We start from the raw sequence: 15,304 nt of genomic DNA, 5'->3' as shown, positions 1-15,304 counted from the left end.
ACCCCCGATGGCTTCGCCATCGGAACCCGCCCCCACCTCAGCATCCGGTGGGCGGGTGCGACGAAGGGACAACAGGACGCATGACTGCGCGGTTTGGTGTGTTCGTACCCCAGGGTTGGCGGATGGATCTCACCGAGATCGCCGATCCGGTCGAGCAGTACGAAGCGATGACCGCGGTCGCCAAGGCCGCGGACGCAGGTCCTTGGGACTCGATCTGGGTCTTCGACCATTTCCACACGGTGCCCGAGCCCACTCAGAACACCACGTTCGAATGCTGGACGATCACGTCGACGCTCGTGCGTGACACCCAGCGGATCAACGTCGGTCAGATGGTCGGCTGCAACGGCTACCGCCACCCGGCGCTCTACGCGAAGATCGCATCCACCGTTGACGTCGCGGCGGGCGGCCGGCTGTACGCCGGGTTCGGCGCGGGTTGGTACGAGCACGAGTGGAAGGCCTACGGCTACGAGTGGACGTCGCTGAAGGACCGGATGGGCGCCTTCCGTGAGGCGACCGAGATCATCTACAAGATGTGGACCGAGGACGCGCCGGTCTTCAACGGCAAGTACTACTCGATCGACAAGCCCTACAACGAGCCCAAGGGCGCCCGCAAGCCGCACCCGTCGTTCTGGATCGGCGGCGGCGGCGAGAAGGTCACGCTGCGGCTCGTCGCGAAGTTCGGCGACGCGGCCAACATCGGTGGCGGCAACCCGGAGACCTTCAAGCACAAGGCGGACATCCTCCGCCAGCACTGCGACAGGGAGGGCCGCAACTACGACGACATCATCAAGTCGACGAGCATCAACGTCTTCCCGGTCGAGAAGGGCGCCGACCTCGAGAAGGTGACGGCGAAGGCGCGCGGGCGGACCAGCCTCGAGGAGTTCAACAAGAACAACGTGATCGGCACTGCGGATGAGATCTCCGCCCAGATCGAGGAGCTCCTGGAAGCCGGCGCGGACTATCTGATCACGTACATCCCTGGTGTGGCGTACGACCACGAACCCCTGCACCGGTTCGCATCCGACGTCATTCCCCGCTTCAGCTAAAGGGCATTACGCATGGTGCGAGGGCGGGTGCGGCCGCGGTCCGGCGGCCTCACCCGCCCTCCCACGTGCGCGTTTCGGCGCGGCGGAGGGAACCGGCTAGCGGCCGACCCTTAGCCTGGTGGCTTCCGTAGGCGGCGTAGCCCGCCTGATCCGCCCCCACCGCCTCTCGAGAGTTCCGCGAAATGCCGGCTTCTGCCTCAAAGAAACCATCCGCACCGTTTGTCGCCCTCGTCGCCGTTGTCGCGCTCTGCTTCGCCGCTCTGGCGGCGTGCGCGGGTCAGGACGACGACGCCGGGGGCGCAGCCCCTCGCAAGCCGACGGCCACGAAGACGCCCAGCCGGTCACCGTCGGCGACTCCCAGTCCGACCCCGACCCGTACGGCCGCGGCATCCCCGTTGACCGGTCTGTCCGGTAAGTGGCGTAAGCCGGTCCTCGCGGTGAAGATCGACAACGTCGGCCAGGCCCGCCCGCAGACCGGGCTCGCCAGTGCGGACCTCATCTATGTCGAGCAGGTCGAGGCAGGGCTCGCCCGGCTCATGGCGGTCTTCTCGTCCCGGCTGCCCTCCACCGTCGGCCCGGTCCGGAGCGCGCGGGAGTCCGATCTCGAAGTACTCCGCCAGTTCGGCCAGCCCGCGTTCGCGTATTCGGGCGCCAACAGCCGGCTGCTGCCGGTGATGGCGCGGGCGCCCCTCCACGACGTGTCGCCGGCCCATGCGGGTTCGCCGTATTTCCGCGGTGACTCGCGCCCAGCGCCCCACAACCTCTACGCCTCGCCGAAGGGCCTGCTCTCGGACGCGCCCAAGGCGAGCACCGCCCGCGACATCGGATTCCGGTTCGGCGAGGCGCCTGAGGGCGGTCGGAAGGTGAGCAGTGAGACCGTGCGGTACCCCGCGTTCCGCGTCGGGTTCCGCTGGTCGGCGAGCGAACGCCGGTGGCTGGTCTCGATGGACGGTGATCCGGTCCGCATGACCGGAGGTGCACCACCGAAGCCGGCGACCGTCGTGGTGCAGAACGTCGCCCGCAAGCCGTCCAAGCTCGGCGACAAGTGGGGCAACATCACGCCCAACTTCGCGTCGGTGGGCAAGGGCAAGGCGCTCGTCCTCCGGGACGGCCGGGCGTACGACGCCCGCTGGTCGCGGCCACGTGCCACGGGCGGCACAACGTTCACGACACCGGCGGGGAAGCCGATGACCTTCGCGCCGGGCCAGGTCTGGGTGGTCTTCAAGCTGCCGTCGTAGCCACCACAGGTCCTACGTAGTTGCGCGCACTACTACTCCTCGCCTAGGGTCTGCGTATGTGATCGAACGACTGATGCAGGTCGGGTTCTCCTCCCAGGAGGCGCGCGTCTATGTCGCCCTCCTGCGCCAGCCCTCGGCGACCGGTTACGAGATCGCCAAGGTGGCCGGCCTGCAGCGGGCGAACGTCTACCAGGTCCTCGCCGGGCTCAGCGACCGCGGCGTCGTCGAGCAGGTCAGCGACTCGCCGGCCCGCTTCGTCGCTCTGCCACCCGCGGAGGTCCTCGGCCGCGTCAAGCGCGAGACCGCCTCGCGCTGCGAGGCGTTGATCGTCGACCTGGCCGCCATGGCCACGCCCTCCGAGCCGGCCGCCTTCTGGACCCTGCGGGGTCGCGACGCCGTCCTTGAACGCGCCGGAGCGCTCGTTGCCGACGCCCGCGAACGGGTGGCCGTCTGCGTCATGGCCGACGACCTGGCCTGGCTCGGTCCGGCCCTACGTTCGGCCGCGCAGACCGGTTGTCAGGTCGTCGTCAACGTCTTCGGCGACGTACCCGTCGACTTCGGCGAGGTCTACCGGCACGAGCCCCAGGACATGACGGTCGGCGGGCACGTCCTGACCCTCGCCGTCGACTCGACCACGGCGCTGATCGCCTCGCTCGACGAACCCGCGGGTGCGGTCTACACCGCGCATCCCGCCCTCTTGCGGGTCGTCGAGAAACTCATCCGCGACGAGGCGTACCTCGCCGCCATCTACGAACGCCTACGCCCGGAACTGGAAGGCGCCTTCGGCCGGCACCTGGTCGAGCTGCGGGCACGCCTGCTCCCACCCGACCAGGCCAGCCGGCTGATGTCCGTCGTCGGCTTCGGCGCTGACCCCGCCACCGTCAACGAGCTCCTACCCGACTGACCTGGCGCTTTTGCCGTATCCGCCGACGAATTCCTCCGTACGAACGAAGGGACTGCCATGGGTGCCGTCATCATCGTGGACGCCATGTGGGGCGACTCCGGCAAGGGCAAGGTGTGCGCACACCTTGCCAGGCGCGACAACGTGCCGTTGACGGTACGTGCGGGAGTGGGAACGAACGCGGGCGCGAGCGTGACTCTCGACGACGGGACCCTGGTCAAGGCCAGGCAGTTGCCGACCGGATGGCTCAACCCGTCGACCACGGTGGCCGTGGGGTCGGGCGTCCTCGTCGACCCGGAGGTCTTCCTCGCCTAGGTTTCGCGGTTCGACCTGGCCGGGCGGGCGCTGGTCGACGGGCGCTGTGCCCTCATCACCCCCGACCACATCGCCGCCGAGCGCAAGGACGCCCATCTCGCCGGCGTGGTCGGCTCCACGTGTACGGGCAACGGTGCTGCACGAGCAGACTTCATCCTGCGCCGGGCGCGGCAGGCGCGGGATCACCCGGACCTGGCGCCCTATGTGACCGATGTCGCCAAGGCCGTCAACGCGGCGGCGCGGGACGGTGACGTGCTCGTCGAGGGTACTCAGGGAACCCTGCTGTCATTGGCGTTCAGCTCGGAGTATCCGTACACGACCTCCGACAACTGCACCGCCGCGGCCGCGATGGATGACGTCGGACTCAACTGGCAGCTCGTCTCCGACGTGGTGATGGTGGTCAAGGCACTGCCGACGCGAGCTGGCGAGGGCCCGTTGCCGTTCGAGCTGTGCGAGCAGGAGATTCTGCGTCGCGGTGTGGCGGAGTACGGCGTCGTGACCGGGCGTCCGCGACGCAAGGCTGCGCGCCTCGACTGGAGTCTGTTGGAGTACGCCACGATGCTGAACGGGCCGACCAAGATCGCCCTGACGTTCTGCGACCACGCTGATCCGCACATGCGCGCCGCCCGCTCGGCAGCCGACGTCACGGCACCCGTGCGGGCGTTGATCGATCGGGTGGAGGACGTGACCGGTGCTCCGGTGACGCTCCTCGACACGGGACCGCGACTGTCCGACATGATCGATCTCGCGAGTGGCGACGTGGCCTGATCAGGCGTGGCGCACGACGGGTCTGCGCCCCATCGGGAACATCGCGCGGGCGCGGGGCGGCGCCGTCGAAGCCTGCCTGTCGGCGCTGGGTTGCCGGTCGGTTCGTGCCGACGTAGACGACCTCGGCGCTGGGTGGGGGTTGGGGTTGGATGGTGTAGGTGTGGCCGAGGGGGCTTTGGGTGGTGAGGTGGCCGGGTTGGTTCTGGGTCCACCACCAGCGGGCTTGGTGTTTGGCGCGGTGGTGTCGCCGGCAGAGTGGGGCCATGTTGCACAGGCAGCTGGGTCCGGCGAGGCGGTGTTCGATGGTGTGGTCGAGATCGCATTGGGCTGCTGGTCTGGAGCAGCCGGGTTGGGCGCAGGTGCGGTGGGTGGCTTGGATGAGGCGGCGTTGGGTAGCGGTGGGTTTGTAGCGGCGGCTGGAAGCTTGGTGGTAGACGACTTTGCCGTCGATGGTGACGGTGCGGCAGTACTCGAACCCGCCTGCGGCGGCGTTCTTGATGTCGTCGATCACCGCCGGGGTGATGGCGCCGAGGCCGGCGAGTTCGCCTGTCTTCTCGCCGAGGCGGAGCCAGGTTTCGAGGTCGGCGATGAGTTCGACCTTGGCCACCAGGTGTTCGTCACCGGTCTCGACACTCTGCCCGCCATCACCGGGGTCATCCAGGTCAATCCCGGTGTCCGGGCCTGACCATGCTGTGCCGGCGGTGACGTTCGCACGGCCGCCGAGGTCGATGCCCGCGTCAGGTCCCTGCGAGTCTGCGTCATCGGAGGGGGCTGCGTGATCGGACGGGGCTGCGTGATCGGAGGGTCCTGCGTGATCGGAGGGTCCTGCGTGATCGGAGGGTTCTGCGTGGTCAGAGGGTTCTGCGTGGTCAGAGGGTTCTGCGTGGTCAGAGGGTTCTGCGTGGTCAGAGGGTTCTGTGTGAGCGGGGGACCCTGCGGTTCGGTTGGGGGCAGTCGTCTCGGCGCCGGTGGCAGGTCCGTTGGTGGATCCAGGCGTAGCGGGGTTGGGGCGGCGGCCGCGGAGGAGGTCGAGGAACACGTCGGCTTCGATCTGGGCGAGCGTCCTGCCATCACCATCGCCCTTGATCCGTCTGGCGACGGTCTTGACGAACACCCGCGCCGCCGCGGTCCCCGCCATCGGCAGGTCCTGTCCCGTGATGCTGCCGGTGCCGTCCACTCCCGCACCGAACCGCACCCTTGCCCAGATTGATGGTCCCCTCCGCGAGTGCGGCCCGAGTGCCTGGGAGTCGTTCGGTCAACTCGTAGGCGAAGGACAGTTCACGATCGGCCGACCCCGGCGACATACGCAACGCCGCACCTACCTCAGCCGAGGCGAACTCACCAAAGGTCTCCAGCAGCTCAGGTGGCGAATCCGGCTCACACGCAGGTGACCGAGCCACATACGCCATCGCCCCGTACAGCTGCGCGTTCGACCACGACACCTGCCGCTCCCAGGCGGCCATCACCACCACACGCGCATGACCATTGATCGCCGCCATGTCGATCCCCGCCAACACCGCGGCAAGCTCAGGACCCGGCGCAGCCGACGCAAGCACCGAGAACTCCACACCCCCGCAGTCGAACATATAAGCGATTCTACCGAATCAAGACTACAAGATCAACTCTCTGCCGAGAGGCGGTCACAGCCGGAACTCCTCGATGCACAAGGGGATCTGCCTGCTCGTGTGGCGGGCAGATCGTGGTAGCGGCCCCAGTGTGTCCACTCGAGGTGGGTGGATCGGCCAAGGTGCTGAGCGCCCGTCCACTCGAGGTGGGTGGATCGGCCAAGGTGCTGAGCGCCCGTCCACTCGAGGTGGGCGGATCCGCAAGGTGCTGGACGCCCAGCCCACTCGCGGATCCGCCTCCCCCCTTGCCGGGTGGCCACGATCGACCTGCGGCAGGACCCACCCCCTGGCCCTGACCCGGGATCGGACCACCCACGAGGCAGGTCGGTGCCGGCGTCATCCGGTTACACCGCCGCCCCTTGTTCAGTGGTCGCCGTGTACGCCTCGCCGTGTACGCCTACAGCCGCCCGACAGGACCTCGCGTAACCAAAAGGGGTTACTGCGCGACAATGTTGGTATCGACGCCGACGCTGCCGCCCGCCTCGTCCAGAAGCTTCGCGAATTCACGCGTACGCAGCTGGATGGGGAGGAGCGTGCCCTGCTGGCGATCCTTCTTGCGCCAGGTGTCGCGCAGGCGTACGCAGAAGAAGGTCTCGGTGAGGACGTTCCGGCAACCCACTGGGGACCGCAGCGGCTGCCCGAGAGCCTCACTCAGGCATTGCGACGCTCGGACCTGCGGGTCACCGGTCTCTGCGGCGATCCAGGCATCAGCGAGAATGCGGACGAACCACGAGATCGCCACGAACCTCGCCATCAACCGTAGATCGCCCGGCGCGCCGTTTCCTCGCACAACGGACAGCTTTCGGCATGTCGCGCGCCCGCGGTGGTGCCACCTTCGTTGACGATCGGCCCGAGTTCAGGGCACCGGATGCCGGCGCCCGCGGCCAGCAGGCGTAGGACCAACGCGGCCCGCAGCCGGCGCCGAGCGCGATGCAGGACCACCTTGGCCGCGCCGTGTTTGACCCGCAGGGCAGCGGCGACGTCGGCGATCTCGAACCCGAGAGTAACCAGGCTCAGAGCGAGGGCGTCTCGCTGGGAGAGTCCGACGACGAGCCCGTTGACCAACGCCGCCGTGTCCCGTAGGGCCGCGAGCTCGGCCGGGTCAGTTGTGTCGGACGTGACGACATCATCGTCGTTGAGTTCCTCGAGCCCGACCCGGTTCTGGTGTCTGCGGATGTCGACCGCGGTGTGTCGGGCAATTGCCAACAGCCACGGCCGGAATCGTTCGGGGTCGCGGAGTTTGTCCAACGAGGCAAGGGCGCGCGCGAATGTCTCCTGTACGGCGTCCGCGATCCGCTCGGGATCACGGAGCTGGTCGCGGACGGCGAGGTGCACGGCACGGACGTTCTCGCGGTACAGGGGGGTGAACGCCTCCCGGTCGCCTGACCGCACCGCCTCGACGAGCGAGGCGACATCGGTGTCGGTCACGGCGCCTCCCCCCTGGCCCGATCGCGTCGCATCCTTATGGAACCCCACGCCGGCGGCGAGTCGTGTGGACATGGGACAAAGTTCTGCCACTGATGTGCGCCGATTGTGGGCCCCGACGGTGCGCTTCGACTGTGTGCAGACTGTGGGCGGTGCCTGCGGGCAGGCGTGCGGTCTGGGAGTATGAACGACCGTGGAGTACGTCGTCGTCGCCATCGTCGTTGTCATCGTTCTCGCTGGTGTGATCGTCGGCCTGTTGGCCGGCGGTCGCCGCCGCAAGGGCGCCGCCACCCGGCCACCGGAGCAGCAGGGCCCTCCGCCGCGGGGTGGGCACGGAGTCGGCCTCGCGGACGAACGTGAGGACTCCCACCCACCCGCCGCCACGGACCGGCCGCACCCCCCGCAGGGCGGTGCCGTCAGCGCAGACGAGCTCGCGCTCGAGGAGCCCGTCGCGCCGGTCGTCGAACGCCCCGCCCCGGTGCAGGGCCGGCTGGTCCGGCTCAGGTCGCGACTCGCCCAGTCGCAGTCGACGCTCGGCCAGGGACTGCTCGCCCTGCTCTCGCGGGACCGCATCGACGACGCCACCTGGGAGGAGATCGAGGACACCCTGCTGGCCGCCGATGTCGGCGTCGGTCCCACCCAGGAGCTGGTCGAGCACCTCCGCACCCGCGTCCGGGTCGAGGGCGTGGCGAGCCCGCAGGAGGCCAAGGCGATCCTGCGCGCGGAGCTGGTCGCGCTGGTGGGCGCTGACCTCGACCGTTCCCTTCATGTCGTACGCACCGAAGCGATGCCGGCGGTCGTTCTCGTCGTCGGCGTCAACGGAACCGGCAAGACGACCACCGTGGGCAAGTTGGCGCGGGTGTTCGTCGCCGAGGACAAGGACGTCATCCTCGGCGCGGCCGACACGTTCCGCGCGGCGGCGGTCGACCAGCTGGCAACCTGGGGCGACCGGGTGGGCGTACCCACCGTGCGGGGATCCGAGGGCGGCGACCCCGCCAGCGTGGCGTTCGAGGCGGTGAAGGCCGGAATCGAGCAGGAGGTCGACGTGGTGATCGTCGACACCGCCGGCCGCCTGCACACCAAAACCGGACTGATGGACGAACTCGGCAAGATCAAGCGGGTGGTCGAGAAGCAGACTCCGGTCTCGGAGGTGTTGCTCGTCATCGACGCGACGACCGGCCAGAACGGTCTGACACAGGCGCGGGTCTTCGCCGAGGTCGTGGACGTCACCGGGATCGTCCTCACCAAGCTCGACACCACGGCCAAGGGCGGAATCATCGTTGCTGTGCAACGCGAGCTCGGCGTACCCGTCAAGCTGGTGACGTTGGGCGAAGGTGCCGACGACCTGGCCCCGTTCGAACCGGAAGCCTTCGTCGACGCGCTCCTCGGCGACTGAAGCCCGACCGAGCCCGAGACCGAAGCGCGAGACTGAACGCGAGACTGGGAGCGAGGAGAAGACCCGACATGGGCGACGAGAAGGACCTGCTCACCCGCCACCGCGAGGTAATGCCCGGGTGGATGGCGCTCTACTACGACGAGCCGTTGGAGATCGTGGGCGGTGAGGGACGCCGGCTGACCGGCGGCGACGGCAAGGTCTACCTCGACTTCTTCGCCGGCATCCTGACCAACTCCCTCGGCTACGGCGTACCCGAGATCAACGACGCCGTCCAACGCCAGCTCGCGAGCGGTGTGTTGCACACGTCGACCGCCTACCTCGGCAGGGCCCAGGTGGAGTACGCCGAGCGGATCGCCGAACTGTCCGGCATCCCCGACGCGAAGGTCTTCTTCACCAACTCCGGAACCGAGGCCAACGAAGCGGCCCTGCTCCTCGCCACCCACCACCGGCGCAGCAACCAGGTCATTGCCCTGCGAAACTCCTACCACGGCAGGGCGTTCGCGACGGTCGCCATCACCGGGAACCGCAGTTGGGGAACCTCGTCGCTCTCGCCGGTGCACGTCAGCTGGGTCCACGGCGGCTACCGCTACCGCAGCCCGTTCCGGGACCTGAACGACACCGACTACGTCCAGGCGTGTGTCGAGGACCTGCGCGACGTGCTCCTGACCACGACCGCGGGCGATGTCGCCTGCATGATCGTCGAGCCGATCCAGGGTGTGGGCGGGTTCACGGTTCCACCCGACGGGATGTACGCGGCCATGAAGGAGGTCCTCGACGACTACGGCATCCTTCTGGTCGCCGATGAGGTCCAGACCGGCTGGGGGCGTACCGGCGACTCCTTCTGGGGTTACCAGGCGCACGATGTCGTGCCCGACCTCATGACGTTCGCGAAGGGCGCGGCGGGCGGGCTCGCGATCGGCGGCGTGGTGGCGCGCGGCGACATCATGGACGGGCTGACCGCCAACTCGCTGTCGACGTTCGGCGGCAACCCGCTCGCGATGGCCGTCGGCAACGCCGTGCTCGACTACATGCTCGACCACGACCTGCAGTCCCACGCCGCCAAGGTGGGCGGCAAGCTGGTGAGCGGCCTGCGTACCTGCGCCGACGAGCTTCGGGTGGTCGGCGATGTGCGCGGCAAGGGGCTGATGATCGGGATCGAGCTCGTCGAGCCGGGTGGTACGACGCCGAGCGCTCGGGTGGCCGGTCTCGTCATGGAGGAGTGCCGCCGCGGCGGTCTGCTGGTGGGCAAGGGCGGCTTGCACGGCAACGTGATCCGGCTCGGCCCACCGCTGACGCTCACCGAGGACGAGGCCGACGAAGGGCTCGGAATCCTGGCCGAGGCGCTCGCCACGGTGAACAGCGCGGCTATCCCCGCCTAGCGCCTCGCTCACCCGTTGCCCGTCGCCGCGACGGGTGGGACGACCGGCCGGCGCGGGCGCGCTGCCCCCTGGTGGTCGATGAGCTCTGTGATCATGATCGTGATCATGAAGGTTGTGTGGGCACCTGGCCCCTTTCGCCTTCACAGTCCGGTCTGCCTTCATGATCATGGAAGGTCTGGCGTCGGCCACACCGCGTCGCCTTGGCTGCCGGCGCTGGCGTCGCGTTTCCGGCGAAGCTCGCTTCCAGTGGCAGGGGAATAGCCGCGGCTTACGTGATCATGGAGGCGTTCGGGCGCATGAAGGCGTTCGGCCACGTGAAGGCGTTCGGGCACGTGAAGGCATTCGGGCACGTGAAGGCGTTCGGGCACGTGAAGGCGTTCGGGCACGTGAAGGCGTTCGGGCACATGGCCCCGTTGCGGTTCATGGTCTCTGTCATGATCACCGTCGCGTCGTGGTCGGCGTAGTCAGCGCCATGGCTCAGCGGCACTGGTCACCGTCTGGTTCAGCGCCGTTGGTCAGCGTCATGACCACTGGATGGAGTCACTTGCGGGTTAACCCCGGCACACGCTGGAAAAGCCTTGTGCACAAAGGGAAGCCGGCGCTGTCCGATGCTGGCCTAACCTGCTCGTAAGCTTTCGATATCGGGCGTGGAACGACACAATCGGGCGCCATGACCTCATCACAACCGCGGTCTGAGACCCGCGTCTCCCGGCGCCACGCCCTTCAACTCGCCGGAGCCGGCGCGACGGCCTGGCTTCTCATGTCCTGCCAACGAGGTGGCGGTGGCGGTTCCGGCGCCGGTGCGCAGCTCGCCGAGTTCCACGGCGGCACGGCCTTCCAGGTGCCGCCGAAGGGTCACTTCAACCTCATGGACGGCGTCACCGACTCGATTCTCGGCGACCACTTCTACATCGATCTCATCCTCGCTCCCGGCGCGATGTTCCGGTGGAAGGAACAGACCTGGGAGCCGATGCTCGCCGAAAAGTGGAACACCGACGAGGCGGCGAGCACGTTCACCATGACGCTCCGCAAGGGACTCACGTGGAGCGACGGCAAGCCGATCACGAGCCGGGACGCGCTCACGACGTACTGGTGCCTGCGGATCATGCGCAACTCCCTCTGGGAGTACATCGACAAGGTGGAGGCACCCGACGACCACACGGTCGTGCTCACCATGCGCAAGCCCTCGACCGTCGTCGAACGCTACGTCCTGCGCCAGCGCCTCCACTCCGACGCGACCTACGGCGAGTGGGCGCGCAAGGCCGAGAAGCTCTTCACCGAGGACAAGGACCTCGACTCGCCCGAGGGCAAGAAGCTCAACGAGGAGTTCCAGGCGTACCGGCCCAAGGAGGCGATCGCCTCCGGCCCGTTCACCTACGACTACGACAGCATCACCAACGCGCAGCTCAGCCTGGTCAAGAACCCCAAGGGGTACGCGGCGGACAAGGTGGCCTTCGACAAGGTGGTCGTCTTCAACGGCGAGACGCCGACGATCACGCCGATCGTGCTGGCCCGCAATCTCGACTACGCCACCCACGGTTTCCCGGTCGCCACCGAGAAGCAGATGATCAAGACGGGATTCCGGATCATCCGCCCGCCGGTCTATTCCGGCCCGGCACTCCTCATGAACCTCGACAAGCTGAAGGAGTTCGGCGACGTCCGCGCGCGGCAGGCGCTCGCCCACGCGATCGACCGGAACCAGAACGGCCAGGTCTCCCTCGCCGACTCCGGGGTGGGTGTCGAATACATGGCCGGATTCTCCGACAACCTCGTCCCCGACTGGTTGTCCGCGGCAGACCAGGACCGGTTGGAGAAGTATGCGTACGACCAGGACAAGGCGGCCGACCTGCTCACCCAGGCAGGCTGGACGAAGGACGGCAAGCAGTGGTTGACACCGGACGGTGAGCCGGCGCGCTACGAGCTCAGCTTCCCGGCGGAGTACGCCGACTGGTCCGCCGCCGGCCAGAACGCCGCCAAGCAGCTCTCGGCGTTCGGCATCGCCGTCACCGCGCGCGGCGTCACCGAGGCGCAGCAGCCGATCGACGTCGACAAGGGAGCCTTCGACCTCGCGATCCAGGCGTGGGGGACGTCGGCCCACCCGCATCCGCACTTCGCGTTCGTCCAGGACCTGTTCACGCACAACATCCCGGTCGCGGCCAACCAGGGCGGTCGGGGCATGGGGTTCGAACTGGAGCAGACCACGAAGGCGCTCGGCGAGGTCGACCTCGAAAGGCTCGTGATCGAGGCGGGCGAGGGTCTCGACGAGGCCGCGCAGAAGAAGAGCGTGACCAACATCGCCCTTGCCTTCAATGAGTTGCTGCCGATGATCCCGCTGTTCGAGAGGTACGGAAACAATCCGTGCCTGGAGGGGGAGCGCGCCGGAAAGTGGCCGCCGGACAGCGATCCGATCCTGCAGAACTCGCCGTACGCCGACAACTTCACGATCATGCTGATGTACGCGGGACGGCTGACCCCGGCGAAAGGCGCCAAGTGATCGGGTTTCCACGGACCGACGCACAACCCTTCGACTGGCCCCGCCGCCGGATCGCCCCGGCCTTCGGTCACCACGGCATGGTCGCCTCGTCCCATCCGCTGGTCACGAGCACTGGACTCCGCACGCTCGCCGCCGGTGGCAACGCCGTCGACGCCGCGGTCGCGTCCGGGCTGGTGGCGGCGGTCGTCATGCCGGAGATGTGCGGGCTCGGCGGCGACCTCTTCGCCCTGATCCACGACCCGGCCGCGAACGGTGGGGCGGGCCGGGTGAGCTCGGTCCAGGGGAGCGGCATCGCCCCGCGTGGCGCCTCCCTCGAGGCGATGCGGCAGGCGCACGACGGCGTACGCATGCCATCCAACGGCCCGCTCTCGGTGACGGTGCCGGGCATGGTCCATGCGTACTTCACGCTGCTCGAGCAGTGGGGGAGCCGGCCGTTCGCCGAACTCGTCGAGCCGGCGATCGACTACGCGCGGGGGCACGCGATCTCCCCGGTGCTCGTGTCGTTCATCGCGAAGTTCGCCGACCTGCTCGGGCGACTGCCGGCGTCGGCGAAGGTGTTCCTGCCCGGCGGCCATCCGCCCGAGCCTGGCAGCGTCTTCCGGCAGGAGGACCTCGCGCGGACGCTGGAGACTGTCGCGGCGGGAGGTGCGGACGTCTTCTACCAGGGAGAGATCGCCGAACGCATCTCGGCGTACCTCGCCGAGGTCGGCGGTGCTCTGCGTACGACCGATTTCGCCGACCACCGCACGACCGTGTCGGCGCCGCTCTCGACGACCTATCGCGACCACACCGTTTTCCAGACGGCCCTGCCCAGCCAGGGAATCATCCTGCTGGAGGCGCTCAACATCGCCGAGTGCTTCGACGTGCCGGCGCTCGGCGTGGGGACGGCAGCCGCCACACACGTGCTGGTCGAAGCGATCCGGCTGGCGTTCGCCGACCGGCATGCGTACCTGAAGGATCCGGCGGCAGGCAAGTCGCCCGTCGACCAGATGCTGTCGAAGGACTGGGCCGCGCGGCGGGCGGCGCGGATCGGCGACCGGGCACAGACGGACATCTCGGCCGGCAGGCTCGACGAGGGGCACACGACCTACCTCAACGTCGTCGACGGCGACGGGACGATGGTGTCGCTCATCCAGTCCGTCGCCGCCAACTTCGGCAGCGGCGTCGTGGCCGGCGACACCGGCGTGGTGCTCAACAACCGCGCGTCGGCGTTCTCCCTCGACGACCGGCATCCCAACGTCTACGCGCCCGGCAAGAAGCCCATGCACACGCTCAACTGCTACCTCATCGCCGATCCGGCCGGCCGGCTGGTCGTCACAGGCGGTACGCCGGGCGGCGACCGGCAGCCGCAGTGGAACCTCCAGACCGTGGTCGGTCTCGTCGACGGTGGCTGGGACGCCCAGCAGACCGTCGAGCAGCCGCTGTGGTTCAGCTCGACGGGCTTCGGCTCCGGGCCGGCGACCGGATTCGAACTGACCCTCGAGGGCCGGGTGGGTGAGGAGTACGCACAGTCGCTTCGCGACCGCGGTCACACGATCGTCGTCGACGGGGACTGGAGCTGTCTGAGCGGCGCGCAGATCATCGCCCGTGATCCGGACACTGGCGTGCTCGCCGGTGGATCCGACCCCCGCCAGGAGGGCCTCGTCCTGGGGTTCTGAGGGTCCGGCCATTCGCGCGGGAATACCGCTCGCCACGACTGGCCTTGACGTCGGCGTCAAGGTCTACGGTCGCTGGTGAGGAGGTCAGATGCGGATCGGAGAGCTTGCCGAGCGGACCGGCACGACGACCCGTGCGCTGCGTTACTACGAGGCTCAGGGCCTGCTCGCGGCGCGCAGGAGCTCGAACGGCTACCGCGACTACGGCAGCGCGGACGAACGGATCGTCACCGAGATCAGATCGCTCCTCGCCATCGGGTTCTCGCTGGAGGACACCCGACCCTTCGTGGAGTGCCTGCGCGCCGGCAACGACGCGGGGGACGTGTGCCCCAACTCCGTCGCGGTCTACCGCCGCAAGCTCGCCGAGCTCGACGGGTGCATCGACCGGCTTCAGGCCACCCGAACCCGGGTCGAGGCGCAGCTCGCCAGCGCCCTTCGTCGTACGACAGGAGACCAGCCATGCCGCACCGTCCCGTCACGAGCGCCGACACCGCCACCGTCACCGTCACCGACGCCGACTTCGCCGAACGGGTTCTCGCCAGTGACCGGCCCGTGCTCGTCGAGTTCTGGGCACCCTGGTGCCCTCCCTGCCGGATGATCGCGCCCGTACTGGAGGAGATCGCGACCGAGCATGCCGACCGGATCACGGTGGCGAAGATCAACACGGACGAGAACCCGCAGACGGTCTCCGCCTGCCAGGTCAGGGCCAACCCGACGCTGCAGGTCTACCGTCACGGCGAGCTTGTGCACATGATCGTCGGAGCGCGGTCCAAGGCGCGGCTGATCGCAGAGTTCAGGGAGCCGCTGGGCCTTTGAGCCGCCGCGGAACGCGAGGCTCCCGAGGACGCGGTGGTGACCGGCGGGACTAGGCTGTGTCTCGGCGCCGTCCTGCGCCAGACCTCCTGACCGGGTGCCCACGCCGCCCGGCTTTCGCGGAGGCGAAGGGGACACGTGTCCTCGGGACGGCGGTCTGGTCACCGGTGTTCGATGTCACCACCCATGGTGGAACCCTGTCCGGCGGCCCGGGTGAGTCGTGGGGTGCGCGCGGGTTGTCAGGAGAGG

General features: G+C 68.5%; 16 protein-coding genes. 13 read left to right on the top strand and 3 right to left on the bottom strand.

Going from position 1 to position 15,304, the window contains the following annotated elements; genetic code table 11:
• Positions 1–80 precede the first annotated feature (80 nt).
• The 6 genes from ABN034_RS09560 (at position 81) to ABN034_RS09535 (ending at position 4,953) form a co-directional block, all read left to right on the top strand.
• Positions 81–1,046: an LLM class F420-dependent oxidoreductase gene (locus ABN034_RS09560; RefSeq protein WP_349690639.1), complete on the top strand. Its 966-nt coding sequence runs from the start codon at positions 81–83 to the stop codon at positions 1,044–1,046.
• 182 nt (positions 1,047–1,228) lie between these two features.
• On the top strand, positions 1,229–2,284 hold the full coding sequence (locus ABN034_RS09555; RefSeq protein WP_349690638.1) for a DUF3048 domain-containing protein: 1,056 nt from the start codon (positions 1,229–1,231) through the stop codon (positions 2,282–2,284).
• 58 nt (positions 2,285–2,342) lie between these two features.
• Positions 2,343–3,188 (top strand): TrmB family transcriptional regulator, encoded by an 846-nt coding sequence (locus ABN034_RS09550; protein ID WP_349690637.1) that lies wholly within the window; start codon positions 2,343–2,345, stop codon positions 3,186–3,188.
• 57 nt (positions 3,189–3,245) lie between these two features.
• The gene (locus ABN034_RS09545; RefSeq protein ID WP_349690636.1) at positions 3,246–3,500 is read left to right on the top strand and encodes an adenylosuccinate synthetase; all 255 of its coding nucleotides are present in this window, start codon (positions 3,246–3,248) and stop codon (positions 3,498–3,500) included.
• Between the two features lie 105 nt (positions 3,501–3,605).
• Positions 3,606–4,268 (top strand): adenylosuccinate synthetase, encoded by a 663-nt coding sequence (locus tag ABN034_RS09540; RefSeq protein ID WP_349690635.1) that lies wholly within the window; start codon positions 3,606–3,608, stop codon positions 4,266–4,268.
• 427 nt (positions 4,269–4,695) lie between these two features.
• A complete protein-coding gene (locus tag ABN034_RS09535; protein WP_349690634.1) occupies positions 4,696–4,953 on the top strand; it encodes a hypothetical protein in 258 nt (85 codons plus the stop codon).
• Positions 4,954–5,338: 385 nt separating this feature from the next.
• On the opposite strand, the gene ABN034_RS09530 is transcribed toward ABN034_RS09535, so the two are convergent.
• The 3 genes from ABN034_RS09530 to ABN034_RS09520 form a co-directional block, all read right to left on the bottom strand.
• Positions 5,339–5,854 carry a DUF222 domain-containing protein gene (locus ABN034_RS09530; RefSeq protein ID WP_349690633.1) on the bottom strand — a complete coding sequence of 172 codons (516 nt, stop codon included), beginning with the start codon at positions 5,852–5,854 and terminating at the stop codon, positions 5,339–5,341.
• A gap of 475 nt (positions 5,855–6,329) precedes the next feature.
• A complete protein-coding gene (locus ABN034_RS09525; RefSeq protein ID WP_349690632.1) occupies positions 6,330–6,647 on the bottom strand; it encodes a hypothetical protein in 318 nt (105 codons plus the stop codon).
• Positions 6,647–7,321 carry an RNA polymerase sigma factor gene (locus tag ABN034_RS09520; protein WP_349690631.1) on the bottom strand — a complete coding sequence of 225 codons (675 nt, stop codon included), beginning with the start codon at positions 7,319–7,321 and terminating at the stop codon, positions 6,647–6,649. Before ABN034_RS09520 ends, ABN034_RS09525 begins: the two co-directional genes overlap by 1 nt.
• A 190-nt stretch (positions 7,322–7,511) precedes the next feature.
• Here ABN034_RS09520 and ftsY point away from each other — a divergent pair, with 190 nt between their 5' ends.
• The 7 genes from ftsY (at position 7,512) to ABN034_RS09485 (ending at position 15,058) form a co-directional block, all read left to right on the top strand.
• Entirely contained in the window at positions 7,512–8,714 is a 1,203-nt protein-coding gene (ftsY, locus tag ABN034_RS09515) for a signal recognition particle-docking protein FtsY (RefSeq protein WP_349690630.1), read from the top strand.
• 68 nt (positions 8,715–8,782) lie between these two features.
• Entirely contained in the window at positions 8,783–10,093 is a 1,311-nt protein-coding gene (locus tag ABN034_RS09510; protein ID WP_349690629.1) for an aspartate aminotransferase family protein, read from the top strand.
• A gap of 200 nt (positions 10,094–10,293) precedes the next feature.
• On the top strand, positions 10,294–10,557 hold the full coding sequence (locus ABN034_RS09505) for a hypothetical protein (RefSeq protein ID WP_349690628.1): 264 nt from the start codon (positions 10,294–10,296) through the stop codon (positions 10,555–10,557).
• Positions 10,558–10,853: 296 nt separating this feature from the next.
• Positions 10,854–12,587 (top strand): ABC transporter substrate-binding protein, encoded by a 1,734-nt coding sequence (locus ABN034_RS09500; RefSeq protein WP_349690627.1) that lies wholly within the window; start codon positions 10,854–10,856, stop codon positions 12,585–12,587.
• Entirely contained in the window at positions 12,584–14,245 is a 1,662-nt protein-coding gene (gene ggt / locus ABN034_RS09495; RefSeq protein ID WP_349690626.1) for a gamma-glutamyltransferase, read from the top strand. Before ABN034_RS09500 ends, ggt begins: the two co-directional genes overlap by 4 nt.
• Before the next feature lie 88 nt (positions 14,246–14,333).
• Positions 14,334–14,840, top strand: coding sequence for a MerR family transcriptional regulator (locus ABN034_RS09490; protein WP_349690625.1), 507 nt, complete (start codon positions 14,334–14,336; stop codon positions 14,838–14,840).
• Positions 14,795–15,058 carry a thioredoxin family protein gene (locus ABN034_RS09485; protein ID WP_349690624.1) on the top strand — a complete coding sequence of 88 codons (264 nt, stop codon included), beginning with the start codon at positions 14,795–14,797 and terminating at the stop codon, positions 15,056–15,058. Before ABN034_RS09490 ends, ABN034_RS09485 begins: the two co-directional genes overlap by 46 nt.
• Positions 15,059–15,304: the final 246 nt, after the last annotated feature.

Origin of the sequence: Actinopolymorpha sp. B11F2 (genome assembly GCF_040195635.1) — a bacterium.
Classification (GTDB): Bacteria; Actinomycetota; Actinomycetes; order Propionibacteriales; family Actinopolymorphaceae; genus Thermasporomyces.
This window is presented reverse-complemented; position numbering and strand designations above follow the sequence as displayed.

Bases quoted from the DNA above. Each gene is read 5' to 3' on its own strand.
- ABN034_RS09560 (WP_349690639.1), top strand. From the start codon at position 81: ATGACTGCGCGGTTTGGTGTGTTCGTACCCCAGGGTTGGCGGATGGAT.
- ABN034_RS09555 (WP_349690638.1), top strand. From the start codon at position 1,229: ATGCCGGCTTCTGCCTCAAAGAAACCATCCGCACCGTTTGTCGCCCTC.
- ABN034_RS09545 (WP_349690636.1), top strand. From the start codon at position 3,246: ATGGGTGCCGTCATCATCGTGGACGCCATGTGGGGCGACTCCGGCAAG.
- ABN034_RS09530 (WP_349690633.1), bottom strand. From the start codon at position 5,854: ATGTTCGACTGCGGGGGTGTGGAGTTCTCGGTGCTTGCGTCGGCTGCG.
- ABN034_RS09525 (WP_349690632.1), bottom strand. From the start codon at position 6,647: ATGGCGAGGTTCGTGGCGATCTCGTGGTTCGTCCGCATTCTCGCTGAT.
- ABN034_RS09510 (WP_349690629.1), top strand. From the start codon at position 8,783: ATGGGCGACGAGAAGGACCTGCTCACCCGCCACCGCGAGGTAATGCCC.
- ABN034_RS09500 (WP_349690627.1), top strand. From the start codon at position 10,854: ATGTCCTGCCAACGAGGTGGCGGTGGCGGTTCCGGCGCCGGTGCGCAG.
- ABN034_RS09490 (WP_349690625.1), top strand. From the start codon at position 14,334: ATGCGGATCGGAGAGCTTGCCGAGCGGACCGGCACGACGACCCGTGCG.